Consider the following 24365-nt stretch of genomic DNA (forward strand, 5'->3'; position numbering starts at 1 on the left):
TCACCGAGTTCATTCACTCGTTCCGGTCACATGCAAACGGGCGGACGAATTCGGGGGCTTCCTGCCCGCGTGTCTCAGCAGGCGTCGATGAAACGGTCCAGGACGCGCACGCCGAACTTCAGGCCGTCGACCGGCACCCGCTCGTCCACGCCGTGGAACATGCCGGCGAAGTCGAGCTCCGGCGGCAGCTGGAGCGGGGCGAAGCCGAAGCAGCGGATGCCGAGGTCGTCGAAGGACTTGGCGTCGGTGCCGCCGGAGAGCATGTACGGCACGGCGCGGGCGATCGGGTCCTCCGCCCGCAGCGCCAGCTGCATGGCGTCCACCAGGGCCCCGTCGAAGCTGGTCTCCAGGGCCTTGTCGCCGTGCACGTCCTCGCGCTTCACCCGCGGCCCGAGGATCCGGTCGAGGTCGGCCAGGAACTCCTGCTCGTACCCGGGCAGGAAACGGCCGTCGACGTGCGCGGTGGCCTGGCCGGGGATCACGTTCACCTTGTAGCCGGCGCCGAGCATGGTCGGGGCGGCCGAGTTCCGCAGGGTGGCGCCGACCATCTTGGCGATGCCGCCGAGCTTGGCGAGGGTGCCGTCCATGTCCTCGGGGTCGAGCGGGGTGCCGAGCGCGTCCGAGAGCTCGTCCAGGAACGACCGCACGGTCTTGGTGACCCGCACGGGCCACTGGTGGCGGCCGAGGCGCCCCACGGCCTCGCACAGCTCCGTGATCGCGTTGTCGTCGTTGGTCATCGAGCCGTGGCCCGCGGTGCCCTCGACGGTGAGCCGCATCCAGTGCATGCCCTTCTGGGCCGTCTCGACGAGGTAGAGGCGCAGGTTCTCGTTCACGGTGAAGGAGAAGCCGCCGACCTCGCCGATCGCCTCGGTGACCCCGTCGAAGAGGTCCCGGTGCTTGTCGACGAGGTGCCGGGCGCCGTAGGTGCCGCCGGCCTCCTCGTCGGCGAGGAAGGCGAGGACGATGTCGCGCGGGGGCTTGCGGCCGCTGCGCAGCCGGTCCCGTACGACCGCGAGGGTCATCGCGTCCATGTCCTTCATGTCGACGGCCCCGCGGCCCCACACGCAGCCGTCGGCGACCTCGCCGGAGAAGGGGTGGTGGGTCCAGTCCTCGGCGTTGGCCGGGACGACGTCGGTGTGGCCGTGGATCAGCAGGGCGGGCCGCGACGGGTCCTCGCCCTCGATGCGGGCGACGGTGGAGGCCCGCCCCTTGTGCGACTCGATGATCTTCGGCTCGAGTCCGACCTCCGCGAGCTTCTCGGCGACGTACTCGGCCGCCGCCCGCTCTCCCGGGCCGGAGTGGTCGCCGTAGTTGCTGGTGTCGATGCGGATGAGATCGCGACAGAGGTCCACGACCTCGTCCTCGCCCCTGATGCCCTGGGCCGTGTTCGACTCGCTCACGCTGCTTCCTCCCACTACGTGCCCCACGTGTTTCCTTGTGATCACCCCATCCTCCCGCGTGTCCCCCTCACCCCCAAGACCACCCGTCGCCCGACATGCGGCTGTCACATGACAGCGGCCGAGCAGGGGTGGTGATCGACCCCCTCGAATCTTTGCTATTGTTCTGTTCGTCGGAAGGGCCGAGCGGCCAGGAAGACAAAACACCTAGTCCGGGTGGCGGAATGGCAGACGCGCTAGCTTGAGGTGCTAGTGCCCTTTATCGGGCGTGGGGGTTCAAGTCCCCCCTCGGACACCAGCGAAAGACCCCACGTCATGTGGGGTCTTTCTTGTTTACGGCGGTAGGACCCGGTGCGACGCAGAAGCAAGGCCCCCACTTCGCCCCTCCCTCAGCGGGACGGGATCGACCCTGTGCGGGTGCGGTTGCCGGAGGATCCCGACGGGGTCTGGGGGACGGTGCGGGCATACCTGGTGGACCGGTACGGGGGTGCGATCGGGGCCGGGCGGGTCGAGGAGATGGTGGCCGGGGGGCGGTTCGTGGGGACGGACGGGCCGGTCGGCGGGGACGAGCCCTACACGGCGGGGCGGTACGTGTGGTTCCACCGGGATTTTCCCGCCGAGGTGCCGGTGCCGTTCGAGATCGGGGTGGTCCACCGGGACGAGCGGATCATGGTGGTGGACAAGCCGCACTTCCTGGCGACGATGCCGCGGGGGCGGCATGTGACGGAGACGGCGCTCGCGCGGCTGCGGAGGGATGCGGGGCCGGCGCGGTTGCAGCCGGCGCATCGGCTGGACCGGCTGACGGCGGGGCTCGTGCTGTTCGTGGTGCGGGAGGAGGACCGGGGGGCGTACCAGACGCTGTTCCGGGACCGGCTCGTGCGGAAGGAGTACGAGGCGGTGGCGCCGTACGACCCGGGGGTGGAGCTGCCGGTGACGGTGCGCAGCCGGATCGAGAAGGAGCGCGGGGTGATGGCCGCCCGTGAGGTGCCGGGCGAGCCGAACGCCGAGAGCCGGATCGAGCTGGTGGAGCACCGGGGCGGGCTGGGGCGGTACCGGCTGGAGCCCGTCACCGGGCGGACGCATCAGCTGCGGGTGCACATGAACGCGCTGGGGCTGCCGATCCTGCACGATCCGGTGTACCCGGTGGTGCGTGAGGACGGGCCGGAGGACTTCGGGCGGCCGCTGCAACTGCTGGCGCGGAAGCTGGAGTTCACCGACCCGTTCACGGGCGAGGAGATGCGGTTCGAGAGCCGGCTGGCTCTCAGTGGCCTCGGTTGATCCACTCCTGGAGGTGGGGGGCCTCGTCGCCGATCGTCGTCGGGTCGCCGTGGCCGGTGCGGACGACCGTCTCCGGAGGCAGGGTGAGGAGCTTCTCCCGGATCGAGTCGACGATCGTCGGGAAGTCGGAGAAGGACCGGCCGGTGGCGCCGGGGCCGCCCTGGAAGAGGGTGTCGCCCGTGAAGACCGTGCCCAGGTCGGGGGCGTACAGGCAGACCGCACCGGGGGCGTGACCCGGGGTGTGGAGGACGGTCAGGTCGATCCCGGCGATGGTGAGGACCTGGCCGTCGGCGAGGTCTCCGTCGGGGCTGTGGTCGGGGTGGGTCTGCTTCCAGAGCGGCTGGTCGGCGGGGTGGAGCAGGATGCGGGCGCCGGTGGCGGCCGCGAGCGCCGGGGCCGCGTCGACGTGGTCGTTGTGGGCGTGGGTGCAGATGATCGCCCGCAGCGCGCGGCCGTCGAGGGCGGCGAGGATGGCGTCGGCGTCGTGGGCGGCGTCGATGACGACGGCCTCGGAGTCGTCGCCGACGATCCAGACGTTGTTGTCGACGTCCCAGGTGCCGCCGTCGAGGCTGAAGGTGCCGGAGGTGACGAGGTGGTCGATGCGGGCGGCCATCACAGCACCACCACCGAGCGGAGGACGTCGCCCTGGTGCATGCGGGCGAACGCCTTCTCGACGTCGCCGAGGCCGATGGTCTCGGTGACGAAGGCGGCGAGGTCGATGCGGCCCTGCTGGTGCAGGTCGATCAGCATCGGGAAGTCGCGGGAGGGCAGACAGTCGCCGTACCAGGAGGACTTGAGGGCGCCGCCGCGGCCGAACACGTCGATGAGGGGCAGTTCGAGCTTCATCTCGGGGTTGGGGACGCCGACGAGGACGACGGTGCCGGCGAGGTCGCGGGCGTAGAACGCCTGCTGGTACGTCTCGGGGCGGCCGACGGCCTCGATGACGACGTCGGCGCCGAAGCCGCCGGTGAGCTCGCGGATCGCCTCGACGGCGTCGGTGGAGCGGGAGTTGACGGTGTGGGTGGCGCCCATCGCCGTGGCCGTCTCCAGCTTCCGGTCGTCGATGTCGACGGCGATGATCTTCGCGGCTCCGGCGAGGCGGGAGCCGACGATCGCCGCGTCGCCGACGCCGCCGCAGCCGATGACGGCGACGGTGTCGCCGCGGCCGACGTTCCCGGTGTTGATGGCGGCGCCGATGCCGGCCATGACACCGCAGCCGAGGAGGCCCGCGACCTCGGGGGCGACGGCCGGGTCGACCTTGGTGCACTGGCCGGCGGCGACGAGGGTCTTCTCGGCGAAGGCGCCGATGCCCAGGGCCGGGGAGAGCTCCGTGCCGTCGAGCAGGGTCATCTTCTGCTTGGCGTTGTGGGTGGCGAAGCAGTACCAGGGGCGGCCGCGCAGACAGGCGCGGCAGGTGCCGCACACGGCACGCCAGTTGAGGATGACGAAGTCGCCGGGGGTGACGTCGGTGACGCCCTCGCCGACCGACTCGACGATTCCGGCGGCCTCGTGGCCGAGGAGGAAGGGGAACTCGTCGTTGATGGCGCCCTGCTTGTAGTGGAGATCCGTGTGGCAGACGCCGCACGCCTGGATCTTCACGACGGCCTCGCCGGGGCCGGGGTCGGGGATGACGATCGTCTCGACCCGTACCGGTTCGTTCCTGCCGGGGGCGATGACCCCCTGGACGTGCTGCGGCATCGCGAACTTCCTTTTCTCCGAACGGATCTTGTAAGGCTCTTGCGTACCACTATCTCCTGACAAAAGGCGAGACCCCCGCAGGCCGTGCCCGCGGGGGTCCCGTCGTGCCCGTGGGGGCGGTCGGTCCCGGTGGGTCGCGGCGGTCGTACGGACCCGGCGGCTGCCGATCGAGGCGAAGTCGAGGACCGGTTCGAACGCCTCGCCGGCCGGCGAGCGACATGGAGCGCAGGAGCTTACGGAGCCAGTACGTCCAGTTCCTGGAGGGCGCCCACCGCGATCTGGCGGGTGAGCTCCTCGGCGCGGGCCGCGTCGCGCTCGCGGACGGCCTCGGCGACCTGGACGTGCAGGGTGACGGCCGCCGGGTCGGGGTCCTCGAACATGACGTGATGGTGGGTGCGGCCGGTGAGGACCTCGGCGACGACGTCGCCGAGGCGGGCGAACATCTCGTTGCCGGAGGCGTTGAGCACGACGCGGTGGAAGGCGATGTCGTGGACGAGGTACTCCTCCAGGCGCCGGCCGCGCGAGGTGGCCACCATGCCGAGGGCCTGTTCGGTGAGCTCGCGGCACTGCTCGGGGGTGGCGTGGAGGGCGGCCAGGCCGGCGGCGACGGGTTCGACGGCCGAGCGGAGCACAGTGAGCGAGCGGAGCTGGCGGGGCCGGTCGGCGCCGGCCAGGCGCCAGCGGATCACCTGGGGGTCGTACACGTTCCAGCTGGCGGTCGGGAGCACGGTCACGCCGACGCGGCGGCGCGACTCGACGAGGTGCATGGACTCCAGGACCCGGACGACCTCGCGGACCACGGTCCGGGAGACGTCGAAGCGCTGGGCGAGTTCGTCGGTGCGCAGCACGGTGCCGGGCGGGTACTCCCCCGCGGTGATCGCGAGACCCAGGGTGGCGAGGACGTGGGAGTGGAGCCCCTGGGCCGGTGTCGTCATGGTCGCAAGCCTATGCGGGCCGGCGCGGGTGATCACCTCGGGAATTAAAAGTACTACTTTTATGTCACAGGCTCTTGAATACGTCGTACGCAATGGGTTTCATGAGCGCGACGGATCGATGTCGAAGAAGACAGCGAGGCACCACCATGCGCACCACCCCCCACCCCCAGGTCGTCGTCGTGATGGGCGTCGCCGGGACCGGCAAGACCACGATCGGCCCGCTGGTCGCGGAGGCGATGGCCCTCCCCTACGCGGAGGGCGACGACTTCCACCCCGCGGCGAACGTGGCCAAGATGTCGGCCGGCACACCCCTGGACGACACCGACCGGGAGCCCTGGCTCGACGCCATCGGGAAGTGGGCGCACGACCGGGCCGGGCTCGGCGGCGTGGTGAGCAGCTCGGCGCTGAAGCGCAGCTACCGGGACCGGCTGCGCGCCGCGGCCCCCGGCGTGGTCTTCCTCCATCTGACCGGCGACCGGGAGCTGATCGAGCGGCGCATGGGGGCCCGCCGGGGCCACTTCATGCCGACGGCGCTCCTCGACTCCCAGTTCGCCACCCTGCAGCCGCTGCAGGAGGACGAGGCCGGCGTCGCCGTCGACGTCTCCGGCACCCCCGAAGAGATCGCCGCCCGGGCCGTCGCCGCCCTGCGCGGCCTCGCCGCCCGCTGACCCCCGTCCCCGTCTCCCGCTCCCCCGCTCTCCTGCCCGTACGAAGGACTTCACCGTGCCCAGTCTCAGCGTCGAGATCCTGGCAGCGGACGCCGCCGAACCGATCACCTCGGCAGGCAACGCCCAGCTCGGGATCGCCGTGCTCGCCGGCATCGCCGTCATCGTCCTGCTCATCACCAAGTTCAAGCTGCACGCGTTCCTGGCGCTGACCATCGGGTCGCTGGCGCTCGGCGCGTTCGCGGGTGCCCCGCTCGCGGCCACCATCAAGTCGTTCAGCGCCGGCCTCGGCAACACCGTGGCCGGTGTGGGCGTGCTCATCGCGCTCGGCGCGATCCTCGGCAAGCTGCTCGCCGACTCCGGCGGCGCCGACCAGATCGTGGACACCATCCTGGCGAGGACCGGCAAGCGGGCCATGCCGTGGGCGATGGTCCTGATCGCCTCGGTGATCGGCCTGCCGCTCTTCTTCGAGGTCGGCATCGTGCTGCTGATCCCGGTGGTGCTCATGGTCGCCAAGCGCGGCAACTACTCGCTGATGCGGATCGGCATCCCGGCCCTGGCCGGCCTGTCCGTGATGCACGGCCTCATCCCGCCGCACCCCGGCCCGCTCGTCGCGATCGACGCGGTCGGCGCCAACCTGGGCGTGACCCTCGCGCTGGGCCTGGTCGTCGCCCTCCCCACCGTGATCATCGCCGGTCCGGTGTTCTCCCGGTACGCCGCCCGCTGGGTGGACATCCAGGCCCCGGAGAAGATGACCCCGACCCGGCCCTCCGAGGACCTGGAGAAGCGCCCCGGCTTCGGCGCCACCGTCGCGACCGTCCTGCTGCCCGTCGTCCTGATGCTGGTCAAGGCGCTCGTCGACATCGTGGTCGACGACCCCGAGAACGGCGTGCAGAAGGTCACCGACGTCATCGGCTCGCCGCTGATCGCGCTGCTCACGGCCGTCATAGTCGGCATGTTCACGCTGGGCCGCGCGGCTGGCTTCACCAAGGAGCGGCTGTCCTCCACCGTCGAGAAGTCGTTCGCCCCGATCGCGGGCGTCCTGCTGATCGTCGGCGCGGGCGGCGGCTTCAAGCAGACCCTGATCGACATCGGCGTCGGCCAGATGATCCTCGACCTCTCGAAGAACTGGTCGATCCCGGCCCTGCTGCTGGCCTGGCTGATCGCGGTCGCGATCCGGCTCGCGACCGGCTCGGCGACCGTGGCGACGATCTCCGCGGCCGGCCTGGTGGCCCCGCTCGCCGAGGGCATGTCGACCGGTGAGGTGTCGCTTCTCGTCCTCGCGATCGGTGCCGGTTCGCTCTTCTTCAGCCACGTCAACGACGCCGGGTTCTGGCTGGTGAAGGAGTACTTCGGGATGGACGTCGGCCAGACGATCAAGACCTGGTCGGTGATGGAGACGATCATCTCGGTCGTCGGCATCGTGTTCGTGCTGCTGCTCTCGCTGGTGCTGTAGCACCCGCGCCGTCCGGCACCGGGGCCGGTCGTGGCTGACAGACTGTCGGCCATGACCGGCCCTCACGCGCTCAAGCCCCTGCTCCTCGCCTATCCGGGACCCCTGCGGGACCGGCTCGTCGCGGCGGTCCTCCGCGGCGAGAAGACCGCCACGACCGGACTCCTCGTCGAGTGGCAGGTCGAGGACGAGGACCTGCCCGAGGTGGGCGAGCGCTCGGCCCTGATCGACTCGGACGGGCGCGAGGTCGCCGTCGTGGAGGTGACGGAGGTCCGCGTCCTGCCCCTCGGCGAGGTCGACCTGCGGCTCGCGCTGGACGAGGGCGAGGGGTACCTGTCGGTTCCCGCGTGGCGGGCGGCCCACGAACGCTTCTGGCACAGCGCGGACATGCGCGAGGGGCTCGGGGACCCGGACTTCACCGTGGACGACGGGACGATGGTGGTGGCGGAGCGGTTCCGGGTGGTGGAGCGGCTTCACTGAGCGCCGTCGGGTCGGCCGACCACCGCCGTATCGGCCGACCGCCGTCGCGTCGGCCGACCGCCGCCCTGTCAGCCGAGCACCGCCGTGGCAGCCGACCGCCCCCGTGTCAGCCGACCGCCTTCGCCGCCGCCCGGCCCGCCGCGCGGCCGGAGAAGATGCAGCCGCCGAGGAAGGTGCCTTCGAGGGAGCGGTAGCCGTGGACGCCGCCGCCGCCGAAGCCGGCCGCCTCGCCCGCGGCGTACAGGCCCTCCAGCGGCTCGCCGCCCTCCGTGAGGACGCGGGAGTCGAGGTCGGTCTCCAGGCCGCCGAGGGACTTGCGGGTGAGGATGTTGAGGCGGACGGCGATGAGCGGGCCGGCCTTGGGGTCGAGGATGCGGTGCGGGGCGGCGGTGCGGATGAGTTTGTCGCCGAGGTACCTGCGGGCGCCGCGGATGGCCGTGACCTGGAGGTCCTTGGTGAAGGGGTTCGCGATCTCGCGGTCCCGGGCGGTGATCTCGCGGCGGAGGGCGGCCTCGTCGATCAGCGGCTCGTCGGTGAGCGCGTTCATGCCGCGGACCAGGGCGGAGAGGTCGTTCTCGACGACGAAGTCGACGCCCTTGTCCATGAACGCCTGAACGGGCCCGGGGACGTCGGCGCGGGCGCGTCCGATGACGTCGCGGATCGACTTGCCGGTGAGGTCGGGGTTCTGCTCGGAGCCGGAGAGGGCGAACTCCTTGCCGATGATCCGCTTGTCGAGGACGAACCAGGTGTGGTCGTGGCCGGTCCGCATGATGTGTTCGAGGGTCCCGAGCGTGTCGAAGCCGGGGAACAGCGGGACGGGGAGCCGCTTGCCGGTCGCGTCGAGCCAGAGGCTGGAGGGGCCGGGGAGGATGCGGATGCCGTGCCGGGCCCAGATGGGGTTCCAGTTCTCGATGCCCTCGGTGTAGTGCCACATCCGGTCGCGGTTGATGTGGTGGGCGCCGGCCTTCTCGGCGACGCCGAGCATCAGGCCGTCGACGTGGGCGGGGACGCCGGAGAGCATGCGGGCGGGCGGGGTGCCGAGGCGCTCGGGCCACTGGGCGCGGACGAGGTCGTGGTTGCCGCCGATGCCGCCGGAGGTGACGATCACGGCCTGGGCGCGCAGTTCGAAGGTGCCGGTGGCCTCGCGGGAGCTGGCGGTGCCGCGTTCGGCGGTGGAGGGTTCCAGGACCTCGCCGGTGACGGTGTCGACGGTTCCCGCCGTGCGGCCGAGGGCGGTGACCCGGTGGCGGAAGCGGAACCGGACCAGGCCGCGGGCGACGCCCTCGCGGACCCGCTGCTCGAAGGGGGCGACGAGCCCGGGGCCGGTGCCCCAGGTGATGTGGAAGCGGGGTACGGAGTTGCCGTGGCCGGTGGCGTCGTAGCCGCCGCGCTCGGCCCAGCCGACGACGGGGAAGAAGCGCACCCCGCGCGCGTGGAGCCAGGAACGCTTCTCGCCGGCGGCGAAGTCGACGTACGCCTCGGCCCATTTCCTCGGCCAGTGGTCCTCGGTCCGGTCGAAGCCGGCGGTGCCGTACCAGTCCTGGAGGGCCAGTTCACGGCTGTCCTTGACACGCATCCTGCGCTGCTCGGGCGAGTCGACGAGGAAGAGCCCGCCGAAGGACCAGTGGGCCTGGCCGCCGAGGGACTGCTCGGGCTCCTGGTCGAGGAGGATCACGGTGCGGCCGGCGTCGACCAGCTCGGCGGTGGCGACGAGACCGGCGAGGCCGGCCCCGATCACGATCACATCAGCGTCGTAGGACATGGACCGCATCTTGGATACACGGATGTATCCAGTCAACCGTTTCGGCTCGCCGGGCCCTCCCGTTTTCTAATGTCGAGCATTAATATGGATGCATGGCACGGACATCGGGACCCGAGACCCGGGAGAAACTGATCCTCGCGGCGGAGGAGCTCTTCGCCGCCCAGGGCGTCCACGGCGCGCAGCTGCGGGACGTCGTGGCGCTGGCCGGACAGGCGAACCCCTCCGCGGTGCAGTACCACTTCGGCTCGCGCGCCGGACTGCTCGACGCCGTGATGGCCGGCCGGCAGGCCCGTACGGAAGCGGTGCTCGCGCCCCTCTTCGAGGCCGTCGGCGCCGCGGCCGAGGGCGACGACCTGAAAGGGCTGGTCGCCGCCCTCGTCACCGCCGAGGCGAGCGAACTGCGCACCGACCGGGGCCGCCGCTGCCTGCGGATCTCGGCCCAGCTCAGCCACGAGAGCGGGGTGCGCACCCGCACCCCCCACCCCACGCTCGCCGGCACCGCCTACTGGCGCCTGATCGAGCGCGTCGCGGACCGCCTGGCCGACACCGGACTGCCGGAGCCGCTGCTCCTGGAGCGCCTCGACCTGGCGCTCACCGTGGTGGGCGCCGCCATGGCGGACCGGGCCCGGCAGTACCTCGACGGCACCGAACCCCTCACCGGCGAGGCGCTCTTCCTCGCCGATCTGGTGGAGACCACCACCGCCCTGCTGCGTGCCGCACAGCCGGAGCAGGCGCACCCCCGAAAGGACCCTTCATGAACGACCTCACCGGCAGGACCGTGCTCATCACCGGCGGCGCCCGCGGCCTGGGCGCCGAGGCCGCCCGGCAGGCGGTGGCCGCCGGCGCGAACGTCGTCGTCACCGACGTCCTGGACGAGGACGGCAAGGCGACCGCCGACGCGCTCGGCGAGCGGGCCCGCTTCTTCCACCACGACGTGACCTCCGAGGAGGAGTGGGCGGCGGCCGTCGCGTACGCGGTGGCGGAGTTCGGCGGGCTGCACGGTCTGGTGAACAACGCGGGCATCTCCACCGGCGCCTTCCTGGAGACCGAGTCCGTCGAGCACTTCCGCAAGGTCCTCGACATCAACCTGACCGGTGTCTTCATCGGCATGAAGGCCGCGATCCCGGCGATGAAGGAGGCCGGCGGCGGCTCGATCGTCAACATCTCCTCCGCCGCGGGCCTGATGGGCCTGGCGCTGACCGCCGGCTACGGCGCCTCCAAGTGGGGCGTGCGCGGTCTGACGAAGATCGGGGCGGTGGAGCTCGGTACGTCGAAGATCCGCGTCAACTCGGTCCACCCGGGCATGACGTACACCCCGATGACCGCCTCCGTCGGCATCGAGCGCGGCGAGGGCAAGTACCCGAACACGCCGATGGGCCGGGTCGGCGAGGCCGACGAGATCGCCGGCGCCGTCGTCTTCCTGCTCTCGGACTCCGCCTCGTACGTGACCGGCGCCGAGCTGGCGGTCGACGGCGGCTGGACCACCGGCCCGACGGTCAAGTACGTCATGGGGCAGTGAGCCCGGCGGGGCCGTGAGGCCGTCGGGCCCGTGAGCCCGGCGGGACCGTGAGGCCGGCGGGGCCGTGAGGCCGTCGGCGGTGCTTGGATGGCGGGATGAGCGCCTCCGAAGAGATTCTCGACGTCGTCGACGAGCACGACCGGGTGATCGGACAGGCCCCGCGCGGTGAGGTGTACGCGCGGGGCCTGATCCATCGCTGCGTCTTCATCCGGGTCAGGGATGCCGAGGGCCGGATCTTCGTCCACCGGCGGACGGCGGAGAAGCTGGTCTTCCCCTCCCTCCACGACATGTTCGTCGGCGGTGTCGTCGGCGCGGGCGAGTCCTATGACGAGGCCGCGCTGCGCGAGGCCGAGGAGGAGCTGGGCGTCTCCGGGCTGCCCCGCCCCGAGCCGCTCTTCACCTTCCTGTACGACTCCGGAGGCGTGGCCGGAAAGTGGTGGTCGGCGGTCTACGAGGTCCGCTGCGAGCTGCCGGTGGACCCGCAGGTGGAGGAGGTCGCCTGGCACGGCTTCCTCACGGACGACGAGCTGGGCGCCCGGCTCGGCACCTGGGAGTGGGTGCCGGACGGGCTCGCCGCGTACGAACGGCTGCGGGCGCACGAGGCCCGGACAGGGCGCCGGGCAGGGCCGTGACCCGGCCGTTAGGGTGCACGTGTGAGCGATTTCGTGCAGACCCTGCGGCTCTGGTTCGCGCCGCAGCGGGTCCGGGCCGAGGGCGATACCCCCGACTACCGTTTCTCCCTCGCCAACGAGCGGACCTTTCTGGCCTGGATCCGGACGGCGCTCGCTCTCGTCGGCGGCGGGTTCGCCGTCGACCAGTTCCTGCCGGACCTGCGCTGGGGAGTGCGCGTCGGGCTCGCGCTCGCGCTGCTCGCGGCCGGCGTGCTGTGCGCCCTGCGCGCGGTGAACCACTGGGTGCGCTGCGAGCGGGCGATGCGGCGTGGCGAGGATCTGCCCGGGTCCCGTTTCCCCGCGGTGCTGAGCCTGGCCGTGGCCGGGGTGGCGCTCACGATGGTGGTGCTCGTCGTCTTCGGCTGGGCCGGACGGTGAGCGCGGCCGCCGACGCGCGGGACCCCGGGCTCCAGCCGGAGCGGACCCGGCTCGCGTGGCGGCGTACGACCCTGTCGTGCACGGTCGTCGCGGTGCTCGCCGTGAAGCTGACCGTCAGCAGCGAGATCGGGTCGAAGGAGCTGACCGGACTCGCGCTCTCGGCGCTGGTGTGGGTCGCGTTCCTGGCCGTCTCGCACCGCCGGATCCGGTCCCTGGGCGCGGCACGGCCCCTTCCCCTCTCCCACCGCAGCGCGCTGCTCGCCGCGGCGTGCACGATCGCGCTGGCCGTCTTCGGGGCCGCGCTGATCTGGTGAGACCGGCCCGAGCGGCCGGCCCCCTTACGGGACGGTCACCACGACCTTGCCGTTCAGGCCGCCCTCGGCGTTGGCGCGCTGGGCGTCCGCCGCGCGCTCCAGGGGGAAGGTCCTGGCCACCCGGACGGTGAGGACGCCCTCGTCGACGAGGTCGGCGAGGACCGCGAGGTCGGTGGGGTCGGGCCGGACCCAGAAGTAGCGGCCGCCGAGGGCGAGGACCTCGCCGTCGGCGATCGAGGCGAGGCGGCCGCCGGGGGCGAGCAGCCCGGCGGAGAGCCTGAGGTACGGGCCGCCGAGGGTGTCGAGGACGGCGTCCAGGCCCAGCGGGGCGAGGGCGCGGACCTGGTCGGCGAAGGTGGACTCGTCGTAGCGGACGGGCTCGGCGCCGAGCGCCGCGACCTGTTCGAGGCCCGCCTCGCGCGCCGCGCCGATGACCCGGCAGCCGAGGTGCCGGGCAATCTGCACCGCCATCGAGCCGACGCCGCCGGCCGCCGCGTGCACCAAGACGGTGTCGCCGGGGCCGGCCAGCAGCGCCTGGTGGAGCGCCTGGTAGGCGGTGAGGCCGACGAGGGGCAGGGCGGCGGCCTCCTCGAAGCCGACGCTGCGGGGCTTGCGGGCGAGGGTGCGGACGGGGGCGGCGACGTACTCGGCGAAGGTGCCCCGGGAGAGGAAGTCCTCGCGTACGTAGCCCATCACCTCGTCGCCCTCGGCGAACTCGGTGACCGAGACGCCGGGCCGGACGACGACGCCGGAGACGTCCCAGCCGGGGATCACCGGGAAGACCGCGTCCATCATGCCGTCGAGGTATCCGGCCTGACACTTCCAGTCGACGGGGTTGACCGCGGCCGCCCGGACCTTGACCAGGACGGCGTCCGGCCCGATCTTGGGGTCGGGCCGCTCGCCGTACTCCAGGACCTCGGGACCGCCGTACCGGCTGTAGCTGATCGCCTTCATACCCCCGACCCTCCGCGCGGCCCCGGGGACCCGCAAGTCGGGGCGGGGCCCGCGGCCGTTGCGGACGCTCCGGCTCCGACTTCCCCCCGGTCCGGCACGACTGGCACTCTTCCCCTGTCCAGTCGGGCTCTCAACCGGGGGAATCCCTTGTCTGCCACCGATCCCTATGTGGTCGCGCTCGCGCCGAACGTCCACGCCTTCGTCCAGCCCGACGGAGGCTGGTGCCTGAACAACGCCGGCTTCCTCGGCGACGCGCGCGAGTCCCTGCTCGTCGACACCGCCGCCACCGAGCGCCGGGCGCTGCTGCTGCGCGAGGCGGTGCTCGCGGCGGGCCTGCCGCTGCCGTCGACCGTCGTCTCCACGCACCACCACGGCGACCACACGTACGGCAACGGGGTGTTCCTGCCGGAGGCGCGGATCGTCGGGCACGAGAACTGCCGGAGCGAGCAGCTCGCCGCCGGTCACCAGCTCCATCTGCTGTGGCCGCAGACCGACTTCGGGCGGGTCGACATCCTGCCGCCGTCCGTGACCTACCGCGACCGGCTGACGCTGTACGTCGGGGACGTCGAGGTGCGGGTGATCCACCCGGGCGCGGCGCACACCACCGGCGACTCGATCGTGCACCTGCCGGAGCAGGGCGTCGTCTTCACCGGTGACCTGGTCTTCCACGGCGGGACGCCGTTCCTGCCGATGGGTTCGCTCGCCGGTTCGCTGCGCGCGCTGGACCTGCTGCGCTCGCTCGACGCGCCGACGGTCGTGCCGGGGCACGGCCGGGTGACCGACCCCTCCGCGTACGACGCGACGGAGCGCTACCTGCTCTTCGTGCGGGAGCTGGCCGCCGAGGGGTACGCGAAGGGCGAGAGCCCGCTGGAGACGGCGCGGCGCGCGGAGCTCGGGGAGTTCGCCGCCTGGCGGGAGAGCGAGCGGCTCGTCGCCAACGTGCACCGGGCGTACGCGGAGCTGGAGGGCCTGCCGGAGGGTGCGCCGCTCGACCCGGTGGCGGTGTTCGGCGACATGGCGGCGATGAACGGCGGGGTGCCGGTGGCCTGCCACGCCTGACGGCGGTGGGGTGCCGGTGGCGCGTCAGGCCCGGCGGCGGGATGCCGGTGGCGCGTCGGGCCCGGCGGCGGGGCTTCGGATCACCAGCGCGGGACCCGGGGGGCGCGCCATCCCGGGTCCGCGACGCGCATCGCCGCCGCGTCGTCGCGGTCCCGCAGGGTGCCGTCGTCCTCCAGCCAGCGGCGGTGCAGGGCGGCCAGCGCGTCCCGGTCGAGCGCGACGCCGAGGCCGGGCGCGTCGGAGACGGTGAGGCGGCCCGCGCGGAAGACGGGCCGGGGGGTGACGACGTCCTCGGTCTGCCACGGGTAGTGGGTGTCGCAGGCGTACCGGAGCTCGGGCAGGGTGGCGGCGACCTGGGTCATGGCGGCGAGGCTGATGCCCAGGTGGGTGTTGGAGTGCATGGAGAGTCCGATGCCGTACGTCCGGCAGAGCGCGGCCAGTTCGCGGGTGCGGTGGAGCCCGCCCCAGTAGTGGTGGTCGCAGAGGACGATCCGTACCGCTTCCTTCGCGAGGGCCTCCGGGACCTCCTCGAAGGTGGTCACGCACATGTTGGTGGCGAGCGGTACGTCCGTGCCGGCGGCGATCGCGGCCATGGCGTCGGTGCCGCTCGCCGGGTCCTCCAGGTACTCCAGGACGTCCCCGAGCTCGCGGGCGACGGCGAGGGACGTCTCCACCGACCAGGCCCCGTTGGGGTCGAGGCGGAGGGGGCGGCCGGGGAACGCCTCGGCGAGGGCCCTGATCGCGGCGATCTCCCGCTCGGGCTCGAACACCCCGCCCTTGAGCTTGAAGGAGCGGAAGCCGTACTCCCGGTCGAAGCGGCGGGCCTGGGCGACGATGCCGGCCGGGTCGAGGGCGGCGCCCCAGTCGTCCGTCGGGCCGCCGCCGGGGTGGGCGTCCCAGCGGTGGAAGAGGTAGGCGCTGTACTCGACGGTGTCGCGGACCTTGCCTCCGAGGAGGGCGTGGACGGGCAGGCCGAGGGTCTTGCCGAGGGCGTCGAGGCAGGCGGTCTCGAAGGCGGAGACGACGGAGAGGCGGAGCTTGTCGGCCGTCCGGACACCCCGCAGGCCGCCGGCGTCGACGCCCTCGTCCCGGGGCGCGACGCCGGCGGCCGGCCGGTCGATGCCCTCGTCCGGGGCGCCGGCCGATGACGGGTCCGGCCCGGCGGCGGCCGCGAGGGCGAAGAGGCCGTTCACGTCCGTGACCGAGTGGCCGGGCAGCGCCTCCGCCAGCGGCCGGGCGAGGTCCAGGTAGACGCTGTCGCCGTACGTCTCCCCGAGGCCGCTGGCCCCTCCTGCCGTGACCACTTCCACCACGAGCCGCGGCGTGGCGGGCTGATGGACGCCCTGGACGTTGAGGAGGGGCGGGTCGGAGATGAGGATCGGGGTCAGCCGGACTTCTTCGACGATCAGCTTCGCATCCATATGTGAACCCTATTCAGGGATGCGACCAGGGACCAGGGTGCGGCGGACACTTTCCCGGCGAGCCCCTGGACGACATACCGACTGGTCGGTCATCATGAACGCCGACCGAAGCCGATCCGGAGGTACGCACGTATGAGCTCCGCCCCGCCGCCAGGACTCGACCCCGAGCAGCTGCGCCGCTTCCTCGACCGCGAGCGGCCCGGCCTGGTGGCCGGCCCCCTCGAAGCCCGGCTGATCGAGGGCGGCCGGTCGAACCTGACGTACGTCGTGAGCGACGGCACCGGCCGCTGGGTCGTCCGCAGACCGCCGCTCGGCCACGTCCTCGCCACCGCCCACGACATGCGGCGCGAGCACCGCGTCATCAGCGCCCTGGCCGGGACCGGCGTGCCCGTCCCCCGGTGCGTCCTGCTCGGCGAGGACGAGTCCGTGCTCGGGGCGCCCTTCTACGTCATGGAGTTCGTCGAGGGGACGCCGTACCGCTCGGCCCGCCGGCTCGCCCCGCTCGGGCCCGAGCGCACCCGCGCCGCCGTCCTCGGCCTGGTCGACACGCTCGTCGAGCTGCACGCCGTCGACCCGGCGGCCGTCGGGCTCGCCGACTTCGGCCGGCCCGAGGGCTTCCTCGACCGGCAGCTGCGCCGCTGGGGCAAGCAGCTCGACGCCTCGCGCGGCCGCGAGCTGCCCGGCATCGACGAACTGCAGGCCGCCCTCGGCCGCGCCCTGCCCGCGTCCCCGCCGCCCACCGTGATCCACGGCGACTACCGGCTCGACAACGTCCTCATCGGCGACGACGACCGCATCCGGGCCGTCCTCGACTGGGAGATGTCCACCCTCGGCGACCCGCTCACCGACCTCGGCCTCCTCGTCATGTACAGCACGCCGCTCGACCTGCCGGACTCCCCCGTCTCCACGACCGCCACGGCCCCCGGCCACCCGAGCCCCGCCGAACTCGTCGAGCGCTACGCGGCCCGCTCCGGCCGCGACACCTCCGCCCTCGCCTGGTACACGGCCTTCGCCTGGTTCAAGCTCGCCGTGATCCTGGAGGGCATCCACTACCGGTACACGCTCGGGCAGACCGTCGGCGCCGGCTTCGACCGCATCGGCGAACTCGTCCCCGTCTTCATCGAGCACGGCCTCACGACCCTTCAGGAAGGCTGATCCGCCATGGACTTCGCGTACGACGCACGCACCGAGGAACTGCGGGCGAGACTCCTCGCCTTCATGGACGAGCACGTGTACCCGGCGGAGGCCGTCGCCGAGGAGCAGCGCGCCGGGCTCGCCTCGCCCTGGGACCAGCCGCCGGTCGTCGCCGAGCTCAAGGCGGAGGCCAAGCGGCAGGGCCTGTGGAACCTGTTCTTCGTGGACCAGCACGGCCTTCCGGACGCGGAGTACGGGGCCGGGCTGACCAACCTCCAGTACGCGCCGCTCGCCGAGATCACCGGCCGCAGCCCGCACCTCGCCCCGACCGCCCTCAACTGCGCCGCCCCCGACACCGGGAACATGGAGCTGCTCGCCCAGTTCGGCGACGAGGCACAGAGGAAGCAGTGGCTGGAGCCGCTGCTCTCCGGCGAGATCCGCTCGGCCTTCGCGATGACCGAGCCCGAGGTCGCCTCCTCCGACGCCACCAACATCGAGACCCGGATCCGGCGCGACGGCGACGAGTACGTCGTCGACGGACGCAAGTGGTACATCTCCGGGGCCATGAACCCCGACTGCCGGTTCTTCATCGTCATGGGCAAGACGGACCCCGACGGCGCCGACCTCCGCCGCCAGCAGTCGATGATCCTCGTGCCCCGCGACACCCCCGGCGTCGAGGTGCGGCGCGCGATGCAGGTGTACGGGTACGAGGACCACTCCCACGGCGGCCACGCCGAGGTGCTCTTCCACGACGTCCGCGTCCCCGCCTCGCACCTCGTCGGCGAGGAGGGCGGCGGCTTCGCCATCGCCCAGGCCCGGCTCGGCCCCGGCCGCATCCACCACTGCATGCGGCTCATCGGCATGGCGGAGCGGGCCGTCGAGCTGATGTGCCGCCGCGCCGTCTCCCGTACGGCCTTCGGCAAGCCCCTCGCCCAGCAGGGAGTCGTCCAGAACTGGATCGCCGACGCCCGGGTGACGATCGAGCAGCTGCGCCTCCTCGTCCTCAAGACGGCCTGGCTCATGGACACCGTCGGCAACCGCGGCGCCCACACCGAGATCCAGGCCATCAAGATCGCGACCCCGCGCGCGGTCGTCGACATCATCGACAAGGCCGTCCAGGCGCACGGGGCCGGCGGCGTCTCCCAGGACTTCCCGCTCGCCGAACTCTGGGCCTCGGCGCGGACCCTGAAGCTCGCGGACGGGCCGGACGAGGTCCACCAGCGGTCGCTGGCGCGCCGGGAGCTGAAGAAGTACCTGTAGGGCCGCGGGGCCCCGCCGGCCCGCGGTCTCAGCCCAGGCGCAGGCAGAGGATGCCCGTGGCCGTGCGGACGCAGAGCCGTTCGTCGTCGAGCCAGTCCATGCCCAGGATCTCCCCGCCCGGGTGGATCCGGTGCAGGACCTCCGTGGTGTCGGCGGCGAACAGCGTCAGCACACCGTCGGCACCCGCGGTCAGGACCGTGGGGCGGCCGTGGCGGGTCTGCAGCCTGAAGGCGGTGACGCGGACCCGGTCGGGGCGCGGGACGATGTCCGGCTCCCCCGGGTCCGCGCGGAACGACGCCGGGAACCGGCTGCGGACGGCGAGCTCGCCGCCGCGGGTGAGGTGACCGAGCACGGGACCCCGCGGCCACCGGCCCAGGTCGTGGACGATGTCCACCGAGCTCAGCCGCATCGCGAGCCGGACCGTGTCGTCCGGCAGCGATCGCACCGTCAGGTAGGGCTCGGGCGGCGGCGCTTCGTCACTGCTGCCGTCCGTTCGGTGCTGGTACCCGACGGCGGCGGCGAGGACCCGCGCGCCGTCCGCCACGAGCCGCACCGAGCGGACGTCGTTCAGGTTGACGAGCACCGGAGCCTTCACGCGGCCTTCGGCCGTGTACAAGGCGAGGTAGCGCTCGCCCCTCTCGTAGCGGCCGATGCAGGCGACGTACCGGGAGACCCCGGCGCCCGGTACGGGGAACGCCTCGACCAGTCCGCGCGTCAGGGGGAAGGAGACCCGGGGCCCGGTCGCCCAGACCCGCACCCCGACCGGCTGCCGCCGCTTCCGCCCCTTCCCGAGCCGGCCCCGGAGGAGGACCGGGGCACCCGGGTGGACGTCGACCGCCGGGCCGTCGTCCCGCTCCTCCACGCGGTCCAGTACGGCGCCGGTCGCGCCGTCCAGGAGACGCGCTCCGTCGGCGTCCTGGACGACGACCACGGGCCGGCCGGAGCTGAGCCCGGCCCGGACGCGCGTCGCGGAGTCGTCGACGGACTCCCCGTCCTCGGGCGGCGGGCCGAGGTGCCAGCCCTTCGCGGACCAGGCGTCGGCCCCGAGGGAGACCAGCCGGAGCCCGTCCGGTCCGTGGCCGGCCGCGAGGAGGCGGCCCACCGCCGCGTCGGTGCGGGTCCTGCCGAGGACGGTGCCGTCGGCGGCCCGTGCGGTCACGGCGTACGTGGTCGCGGAGAGGCACATCGGCCCGGCCTCGGTCTCCGGCCCGGAGGCCGGGGTGATCAGCAGGGCGGAGCCGTAGGGGTGCCCTGACCACTCGACGACCCGGAGGTCCTCGGCGGGCAGGGTGGTCCAGGCCCCCACCATGCGCCCGACCAGGGGGAGATGGGTGGCCACGGCGACCGTGCCCCGGTGGAGTGCGAGGGCCTCGGCGCCACGGCCGCGCAGGGCGCGGTACCGCTTCCGCTCGACGGTCAGGGTGTCGGCGGGGTCGCCGGGCGCGGCAGACGCGCGCGTGAGGTCCCAGACCGTCAGACGGGCCCGGCGCCACCGCTCGGTCCACCGGTGGACCCGGGTCGCGGCGACGCGGAGCCGCCCTTCGTGGTGACCGACGGCCAGCTGGGCGCCGTCGAAGGAACGCCACAGCAGCGGTCGGCGGCGGGCGGCTCTCAGAGTGAGCGGCGGGGCGTCCCCCGACGCGGTCGCCAGGGTGACCGTGCCGTCCCGGTCGAGGGCGGCGACCAGGCACTCCCCGCCGAGGTCGGTCACCGCGCAGTCCACCGTGCGGCGCGGCGCGGCCACGGCGCCGATCAGGTCGCGGGTCTCCACGTCCCACACCCAGATCCGGTCGTCGGTCCTGAGCCCGGCCCAGGGGCGGGTGGGGCAGCCGTGGACGGCGGTGATGCGGCCCAGGTCGGCGGGGAGTTCGGCGAGGAGCTCGCCGCCCTCGGTGTCCCAGGCCCGTACGGGTCCGCCGTGCTCGGCGGCCACCAGGGCGGCCCGGCCGCGGACGGGGACGACGGCCGCGCCGCGCACGCCTCCCTCGAAGGTGCCGAGCGTGGTGTACGGCACCGGGGCCACCTGCGCCCATTCGGTGTCCCAGCGCAGCCGCGGATACCGGAGCCGTACGGCCCTGGCCAGGTCCCCGGCACCGGACTGGAAGGCGGACAGCCGCAGTTGGGCGGCGCGCGTGCCGGGGTCGGTGGTGGTGTGCAGCAGGGCGGCGCAGCGCCCGACGGCCCGGGCGGCGGCGCGGGCCGGCTCCGTCCCGGCGCGGTGCAGGACCCGCTGGAGCGCGGAGACGGGCGCGGTGAGCAGGTAGGCGGGGTCGAGGGCGAGGACGTCCAGCAGCTCCGTGCCCTCGGCGTGCTCGGCGAGGTGGCGGCGGACGTACGGGGGTGCTGCGGCCCAGTCGGGGCCGTCCGGGCCCGCCGGGACCAGTCCGGCGAGCGCGTGGGCGACGCGGCTCCGGGCGCCCGGGTCGAGCGTGCCGCGCAGGGCGTCGGCGTACGCCTGGTGATAGAGGTGGTAGACCGAGCGTCCGTCGGCGTCGAGCTCCTCGACGAGGTGTTCGCCGACGGCTCCGAGCAGCCAGGCGATGTCCTCCCAGGCGAAGGCGGGGGCCGCGGTGCGGGTCTCGTCGTCCGCCGCGCAGGCCCCCGCGATCGTGCGCCAGACCTGGTCCGGGGGGAGGCCGGGGCCCTCGGCGAGGGCGAGGGCGGCGAGGAGGGCGAGGCCGCGGGACCGGTCGGCGCCGAGCTGGTGGCGCAGGACGCGGAGGAAGGTGACGCCGGGGGTCTCGCCGACCTCGGGCACGCGCGCCCGCCAGTCGGGCCGGGAGGTGTCGACGGGGCGGGCCGAGCGGCCGAGGTAGCGGGCGGCGATGCGGGCCGAGAGGAAGCTGCCGCGGGCCCGGGCGGCTATCTCGCGGGCGACGGTCTCGGCGCCGTCGTCGTCGTACGGGCCGCTGCTGCCGGGCCCGTCGGGTGCCTGGAGGAGGCGGCGGGCGTAGTGGGCGACGTCCTGGCCGCTGCTCTCCCGGGCGGCGTCGAGGTCGAGGACGGCGGGTTCGCCGCCGAAGGCGTCGACGACGTGGGGCCGGGCGCCGACGAGGAGCCGTACGCAGGGGACGCGGAGCAGCGGGCACAGCAGGTCCGTCGCGATCCGGCGGGCCTCGGTGTCGTCGCCGTGGGCCTCGCCGGCCTCGTCGAGGGCGTCGATGATCAGGTGGAGCGGGGCCCGGCGGGCGGCGAGGGCGCCGAGGAGGGCCTGCGGGGTGGTGGCGGTGATCCCGGCGGCGTCGGCGACGGCGGCGACCAGGTCTTCGAGGAAGCGGTGCCGGGCGTGGACGGCGGTGGGGGCCGGGGTGTCCGCCGTACGGCCGCCGGAGCGCAGGAGCAGTTTGCCGAGCAGTGCGGACTTGCCGACGCCGGGGCCGCCGGTGACGATCAGGCCGCGCCCCCAGGTGTGGTCGCCGTGGGCCAGCCACCGGCCGATGCGGTCGAGTTCGGCGGTGCGGCCGACGAAGTACGAGCCGCCGCGTCCGGGTGCGGTGTGTTCGAAGCCCTGCCCGCGCGGGGCGAAGTGGTCCACGAGGTCGGCGCGGCGACGCAGGCCCTCGGGGCCGGTGCGGGCGAGCCGGGCCGCCAGTTCGGCGACGTCGCCCTCGTCGTGGCGGGCCTCGGGGCGGTAGCCGGTGTTCTCGAAGGAGAAGAAGGCGTAGCCCTCGGTCTCGACGTGGGCGCGGGCGGTCTGGCGTATCCCGGCGCCGCGGTAGATGTCGTTGACGGTGTCGACGACCTGCTCGACGGAGAGGTACTGCTGCTTGAGGGAGACCGAGAGCCGGGCGAGCGCGGTCTCGAGTGCGGCGGCGAAGACCATCGGGGAGGCGGCTTCCCCGGCGCGGGCGACGGCGATCACGGCGAAGTCGGTGAGGCGGCGGGCCGTGCCGGTGCGGCCGCCGGGGTCGCCGCCTCCGGTGCCGCGGCCGTCGGCGGCGCCCTGCCGCAGTGCGGTGCGCAGCCGTTCGGCGGCGGCGGCCGCGTCGGCGCCGCCCTGTCCGGCCCAGCAGGTGTCGATGACGAGGAGGACCCGTTCGGCGCCGGATTCGAGGACGTAGCGGGTGAGGTCCTCGGCGGCGAGCGCGGTGCCGGCGAGCCGGTCGGGGTGGCTGTCGGAGCAGAGCAGGTAGTGGCGGCCGGGGCCTTCGACGCCGTGGCCCGTCCAGTAGAGGACGACGGCGGCGCCGGTGCCGTCCGTCCGGTAGGCCCAGTCGAGGACGCGGTCCCGGGTCGCGGCGAGGCCGGCGTCGGTGATCCGCTCGTCGACGCGGTAGCCGAGTCCGCCGAAGAGCCGGACGGTGGCGCGTAACTCCTCGGGCATCAGGGGCAGTTCGGGGGCGTGCCGATAGCTGCCCGTGCCCACGACGACAAGTCTGCGGTCGATGCCCGCCGGCCCCTGTGTCGTCCCGTCCGTCCCGCCCGCCCCGTCCACGGGCCAGTTATACCCGAAGGGGTGTCAGGGGCGGAGGGCCCGGAGCAGGAGGTCGGCGAGGTGGCCGGCGACCTGCTCGGGGGTGAGGGGGCCGTCGGGGCGGTACCAGGTGGAGAGGTGGTGCACGGAGCCGAAGTGGTAGTCGACGACCAGGTCTGCGGGGGTCGCCGAGGAGAACACCCCGGACCGCTGCCCTTCCTCGACGAGGGCGCGGAACCGCTCGTGGTAGCGGCGCCGCTCGGAGCGGACCTGCTTGTTCTTCTCCGGGCTGAGGTGGTGCATGGAGCGGAAGAAGATGGCGGCGTCGTCGAGGTTCTCGATGGTGGTGACGACGACGTCGGCGGCGGCGGCGCGCAGCCGGTCCTCGATGGGGGCGTCGGCGTCCGCGTAGGAGTCGAGCCGTTCCTGCTGGAGGCGCAGGACCCGGGAGTAGACCTCCTGGAGGAGGTCCTCCTTGGAGCCGAAGTAGTGGTAGAGGGCGCCCTTGGTGACCCCGGCGGCCTCGACGATCTCCTGGACGGAGGTGCGGTCGTAGCCCTGTTCCGCGAAGAGCCGGGTGGCGGCGGCGAGGAGCCTCTGGGGGACGGGCGCGCCGCCTCCGTCCGTCGTCCTGGCCATGCTCCGCCACCTTCCTTCGTGATCATCCGTGATCGTCCTGGGTCGGGGAACGCCGTTCCCGTCCGTAGATCTTCCCATCCGCCGGGGCTACTCCTGGCGAGTGCCCGCCTCCCAGGCCCGCTGGACGTGGTTCATGGTGCCCAGCCAGCGCTCCGGGTCGGTCGCCCGGTTGCGGTAGTAGCCGGCGACCTCGGGGTGCGGCAGGACGAGGAAGCGGTCGGCGGCGATGGCGTCGAGGAGGGCGTCGGCGACGTCCTCGGGCTCGATCGCGGTGGGGGCGAGGACGAGCTCGCCGGCCGTTCCGGCGGCGGTCAGCATGTCCGTGCGGACACCCTGCGGGCAGATCGCGTGGACCTGGAGGCCGCGGTGCCGGTAGGTGAGGGAGAGCCACTCGGCGAAGGCGTACGCGCCGTGCTTCGAGACGCTGTACGGCGCCGCGCCGATCATGGTGAGCAGTCCGGCGGCGGAGACGGTGGAGACGAACCGGCCGCTGCCGCGCTCCAGCCAGTCCGGGAGCAGGGCCCGGGCCGCGCGGACGTGGGCCATGACGTTGACGTCCCAGGCGGCGGCCCAGACGTCCTCGTCGGCGAAGACGTCGCCGGGCGAGGAGAGTCCGGCGTTGGCGCACCAGACGTCGACGGTGCCGCCGAGGGCCTCCCGGGCCTCGTCGACGACGGAGGAGGCGTCGCCGGGGACGGCGACGGCGCCGATCTCCTCGGCGACGGCCTTGGTGCGGGCGGCGTCGAGGTCGTTGACGACGACGCGGGCCCCCTCGGCGGCGAAGCGGCGGGCCAGGGCGGCGCCGATGCCGCCACCGGCTCCGGTGACGACGACTCCGGCGCCCCGGAGCCCGTCCGCGTCCTCGCCGGCGCCCCTGCCGGCGCTCCCGCTCGTGTCCGCGCTGCTCGTGTCCGCGTTCATGGACCCACCTCTC

General features: G+C 73.4%; 22 protein-coding genes and 1 tRNA gene. 13 read left to right on the forward strand and 10 right to left on the reverse strand.

Features of this window, described 5'->3' with window-relative positions:
- Positions 1-74: 74 nt before the first annotated feature.
- On the reverse strand, positions 75-1400 hold the full coding sequence (locus ACFVZH_RS24070; RefSeq protein WP_384900117.1) for a M20/M25/M40 family metallo-hydrolase: 1326 nt from the start codon (positions 1398-1400) through the stop codon (positions 75-77).
- Positions 1401-1607: 207 nt separating this feature from the next.
- Here ACFVZH_RS24070 and ACFVZH_RS24075 point away from each other — a divergent pair.
- Positions 1608-1695, forward strand: a tRNA-Leu gene (locus ACFVZH_RS24075).
- A gap of 53 nt (positions 1696-1748) precedes the next feature.
- The gene (locus ACFVZH_RS24080) at positions 1749-2675 is read left to right on the forward strand and encodes an RluA family pseudouridine synthase (protein ID WP_384900119.1); all 927 of its coding nucleotides are present in this window, start codon (positions 1749-1751) and stop codon (positions 2673-2675) included.
- Here the strand turns inward: ACFVZH_RS24080 and ACFVZH_RS24085 are convergent.
- The 3 genes from ACFVZH_RS24085 to ACFVZH_RS24095 all read right to left on the reverse strand — a co-directional run bounded on the left by ACFVZH_RS24085 (position 2659) and on the right by ACFVZH_RS24095 (position 5308).
- Positions 2659-3288 (reverse strand): MBL fold metallo-hydrolase, encoded by a 630-nt coding sequence (locus tag ACFVZH_RS24085; RefSeq protein ID WP_384900121.1) that lies wholly within the window; start codon positions 3286-3288, stop codon positions 2659-2661. The genes ACFVZH_RS24080 and ACFVZH_RS24085 overlap by 17 nt on opposite strands.
- Complete coding sequence (locus ACFVZH_RS24090; RefSeq protein WP_384900123.1) at positions 3288-4373, reverse strand: S-(hydroxymethyl)mycothiol dehydrogenase; 1086 nt, start codon at positions 4371-4373, stop codon at positions 3288-3290. Before ACFVZH_RS24090 ends, ACFVZH_RS24085 begins: the two co-directional genes overlap by 1 nt.
- 233 nt (positions 4374-4606) lie before the next feature.
- Entirely contained in the window at positions 4607-5308 is a 702-nt protein-coding gene (locus ACFVZH_RS24095; RefSeq protein WP_125749411.1) for a FadR/GntR family transcriptional regulator, read from the reverse strand.
- A gap of 146 nt (positions 5309-5454) precedes the next feature.
- Here ACFVZH_RS24095 and ACFVZH_RS24100 point away from each other — a divergent pair, with 146 nt between their 5' ends.
- Genes ACFVZH_RS24100 through ACFVZH_RS24110 form a run of 3 tightly spaced genes read left to right on the forward strand, consistent with a single transcriptional unit; the run spans position 5455 to position 7906 of the window.
- The gene (locus tag ACFVZH_RS24100; protein WP_384900125.1) at positions 5455-5976 is read left to right on the forward strand and encodes a gluconokinase; all 522 of its coding nucleotides are present in this window, start codon (positions 5455-5457) and stop codon (positions 5974-5976) included.
- A gap of 55 nt (positions 5977-6031) precedes the next feature.
- The gene (locus tag ACFVZH_RS24105) at positions 6032-7429 is read left to right on the forward strand and encodes a gluconate:H+ symporter (protein WP_384900127.1); all 1398 of its coding nucleotides are present in this window, start codon (positions 6032-6034) and stop codon (positions 7427-7429) included.
- A gap of 51 nt (positions 7430-7480) precedes the next feature.
- A complete protein-coding gene (locus ACFVZH_RS24110; protein WP_384900128.1) occupies positions 7481-7906 on the forward strand; it encodes an ASCH domain-containing protein in 426 nt (141 codons plus the stop codon).
- A 106-nt stretch (positions 7907-8012) separates the two neighbouring features.
- Here the strand turns inward: ACFVZH_RS24110 and ACFVZH_RS24115 are convergent, their stop codons facing one another.
- Positions 8013-9668: an FAD-binding dehydrogenase gene (locus ACFVZH_RS24115; protein ID WP_384900130.1), complete on the reverse strand. Its 1656-nt coding sequence runs from the start codon at positions 9666-9668 to the stop codon at positions 8013-8015.
- A 92-nt stretch (positions 9669-9760) separates the two neighbouring features.
- Between ACFVZH_RS24115 and ACFVZH_RS24120 the strand changes: the two genes are divergently transcribed.
- The 5 genes from ACFVZH_RS24120 (at position 9761) to ACFVZH_RS24140 (ending at position 12550) form a co-directional block, all read left to right on the forward strand.
- Positions 9761-10426 (forward strand): TetR/AcrR family transcriptional regulator, encoded by a 666-nt coding sequence (locus ACFVZH_RS24120; RefSeq protein WP_384900132.1) that lies wholly within the window; start codon positions 9761-9763, stop codon positions 10424-10426.
- On the forward strand, positions 10423-11187 hold the full coding sequence (locus tag ACFVZH_RS24125; protein WP_384900134.1) for a glucose 1-dehydrogenase: 765 nt from the start codon (positions 10423-10425) through the stop codon (positions 11185-11187). Before ACFVZH_RS24120 ends, ACFVZH_RS24125 begins: the two co-directional genes overlap by 4 nt.
- A gap of 95 nt (positions 11188-11282) precedes the next feature.
- On the forward strand, positions 11283-11819 hold the full coding sequence (locus ACFVZH_RS24130; protein ID WP_384900136.1) for an NUDIX hydrolase: 537 nt from the start codon (positions 11283-11285) through the stop codon (positions 11817-11819).
- 21 nt (positions 11820-11840) lie between these two features.
- Positions 11841-12236 (forward strand): YidH family protein, encoded by a 396-nt coding sequence (locus ACFVZH_RS24135; RefSeq protein WP_384900138.1) that lies wholly within the window; start codon positions 11841-11843, stop codon positions 12234-12236.
- Positions 12233-12550 carry a DUF202 domain-containing protein gene (locus ACFVZH_RS24140; RefSeq protein WP_384900140.1) on the forward strand — a complete coding sequence of 106 codons (318 nt, stop codon included), beginning with the start codon at positions 12233-12235 and terminating at the stop codon, positions 12548-12550. The genes ACFVZH_RS24135 and ACFVZH_RS24140 overlap by 4 nt, the downstream gene beginning before the upstream one ends.
- Before the next feature lie 24 nt (positions 12551-12574).
- Here the strand turns inward: ACFVZH_RS24140 and ACFVZH_RS24145 are convergent, their stop codons facing one another.
- A complete protein-coding gene (locus tag ACFVZH_RS24145; RefSeq protein WP_384900142.1) occupies positions 12575-13504 on the reverse strand; it encodes an NADP-dependent oxidoreductase in 930 nt (309 codons plus the stop codon).
- Between the two features lie 147 nt (positions 13505-13651).
- Between ACFVZH_RS24145 and ACFVZH_RS24150 the strand changes: the two genes are divergently transcribed.
- Positions 13652-14563: an MBL fold metallo-hydrolase gene (locus ACFVZH_RS24150; protein ID WP_384900144.1), complete on the forward strand. Its 912-nt coding sequence runs from the start codon at positions 13652-13654 to the stop codon at positions 14561-14563.
- Between the two features lie 80 nt (positions 14564-14643).
- Here ACFVZH_RS24150 and ACFVZH_RS24155 read toward each other — a convergent pair whose 3' ends face one another.
- The gene (locus tag ACFVZH_RS24155) at positions 14644-15984 is read right to left on the reverse strand and encodes an enolase C-terminal domain-like protein (protein ID WP_384900146.1); all 1341 of its coding nucleotides are present in this window, start codon (positions 15982-15984) and stop codon (positions 14644-14646) included.
- Positions 15985-16116: 132 nt separating this feature from the next.
- Here ACFVZH_RS24155 and ACFVZH_RS24160 point away from each other — a divergent pair, with 132 nt between their 5' ends.
- Together ACFVZH_RS24160 and ACFVZH_RS24165 are read left to right on the forward strand one after the other, a co-directional pair.
- Positions 16117-17139, forward strand: a complete 1023-nt coding sequence (locus ACFVZH_RS24160; RefSeq protein ID WP_384900147.1) for a phosphotransferase family protein — start codon at positions 16117-16119, stop codon at positions 17137-17139.
- Positions 17140-17145: 6 nt separating this feature from the next.
- Complete coding sequence (locus ACFVZH_RS24165; protein WP_384900149.1) at positions 17146-18378, forward strand: acyl-CoA dehydrogenase family protein; 1233 nt, start codon at positions 17146-17148, stop codon at positions 18376-18378.
- 28 nt (positions 18379-18406) lie between these two features.
- Here the strand turns inward: ACFVZH_RS24165 and ACFVZH_RS24170 are convergent, their stop codons facing one another.
- The 3 genes from ACFVZH_RS24170 to ACFVZH_RS24180 form a co-directional block, all read right to left on the reverse strand.
- On the reverse strand, positions 18407-22813 hold the full coding sequence (locus ACFVZH_RS24170) for a hypothetical protein (RefSeq protein ID WP_384900151.1): 4407 nt from the start codon (positions 22811-22813) through the stop codon (positions 18407-18409).
- A 24-nt stretch (positions 22814-22837) separates the two neighbouring features.
- Entirely contained in the window at positions 22838-23431 is a 594-nt protein-coding gene (locus tag ACFVZH_RS24175; RefSeq protein WP_384900152.1) for a TetR/AcrR family transcriptional regulator, read from the reverse strand.
- Positions 23432-23518: 87 nt separating this feature from the next.
- Positions 23519-24352, reverse strand: a complete 834-nt coding sequence (locus ACFVZH_RS24180; RefSeq protein ID WP_384900154.1) for an SDR family oxidoreductase — start codon at positions 24350-24352, stop codon at positions 23519-23521.
- Positions 24353-24365: the final 13 nt, after the last annotated feature.

It is taken from the genome of Streptomyces sp. NPDC059534 (assembly GCF_042743475.1).
Taxonomy (GTDB): domain Bacteria; phylum Actinomycetota; class Actinomycetes; order Streptomycetales; family Streptomycetaceae; genus Streptomyces.

What these genes read in the sequence shown, in the direction of transcription:
- ACFVZH_RS24085 (WP_384900121.1), bottom strand. Translation starts at nt 3,288, where the DNA reads ATGGCCGCCCGCATCGACCACCTCGTCACCTCCGGCACCTTCAGCCTC.
- ACFVZH_RS24090 (WP_384900123.1), bottom strand. Translation starts at nt 4,373, where the DNA reads ATGCCGCAGCACGTCCAGGGGGTCATCGCCCCCGGCAGGAACGAACCG.
- ACFVZH_RS24095 (WP_125749411.1), bottom strand. Translation starts at nt 5,308, where the DNA reads ATGACGACACCGGCCCAGGGGCTCCACTCCCACGTCCTCGCCACCCTG.
- ACFVZH_RS24100 (WP_384900125.1), top strand. Translation starts at nt 5,455, where the DNA reads ATGCGCACCACCCCCCACCCCCAGGTCGTCGTCGTGATGGGCGTCGCC.
- ACFVZH_RS24110 (WP_384900128.1), top strand. Translation starts at nt 7,481, where the DNA reads ATGACCGGCCCTCACGCGCTCAAGCCCCTGCTCCTCGCCTATCCGGGA.
- ACFVZH_RS24115 (WP_384900130.1), bottom strand. Translation starts at nt 9,668, where the DNA reads ATGTCCTACGACGCTGATGTGATCGTGATCGGGGCCGGCCTCGCCGGT.
- ACFVZH_RS24120 (WP_384900132.1), top strand. Translation starts at nt 9,761, where the DNA reads ATGGCACGGACATCGGGACCCGAGACCCGGGAGAAACTGATCCTCGCG.
- ACFVZH_RS24125 (WP_384900134.1), top strand. Translation starts at nt 10,423, where the DNA reads ATGAACGACCTCACCGGCAGGACCGTGCTCATCACCGGCGGCGCCCGC.
- ACFVZH_RS24130 (WP_384900136.1), top strand. Translation starts at nt 11,283, where the DNA reads ATGAGCGCCTCCGAAGAGATTCTCGACGTCGTCGACGAGCACGACCGG.
- ACFVZH_RS24145 (WP_384900142.1), bottom strand. Translation starts at nt 13,504, where the DNA reads ATGAAGGCGATCAGCTACAGCCGGTACGGCGGTCCCGAGGTCCTGGAG.
- ACFVZH_RS24155 (WP_384900146.1), bottom strand. Translation starts at nt 15,984, where the DNA reads ATGGATGCGAAGCTGATCGTCGAAGAAGTCCGGCTGACCCCGATCCTC.
- ACFVZH_RS24160 (WP_384900147.1), top strand. Translation starts at nt 16,117, where the DNA reads ATGAGCTCCGCCCCGCCGCCAGGACTCGACCCCGAGCAGCTGCGCCGC.
- ACFVZH_RS24165 (WP_384900149.1), top strand. Translation starts at nt 17,146, where the DNA reads ATGGACTTCGCGTACGACGCACGCACCGAGGAACTGCGGGCGAGACTC.
- ACFVZH_RS24175 (WP_384900152.1), bottom strand. Translation starts at nt 23,431, where the DNA reads ATGGCCAGGACGACGGACGGAGGCGGCGCGCCCGTCCCCCAGAGGCTC.
- ACFVZH_RS24180 (WP_384900154.1), bottom strand. Translation starts at nt 24,352, where the DNA reads ATGAACGCGGACACGAGCAGCGCGGACACGAGCGGGAGCGCCGGCAGG.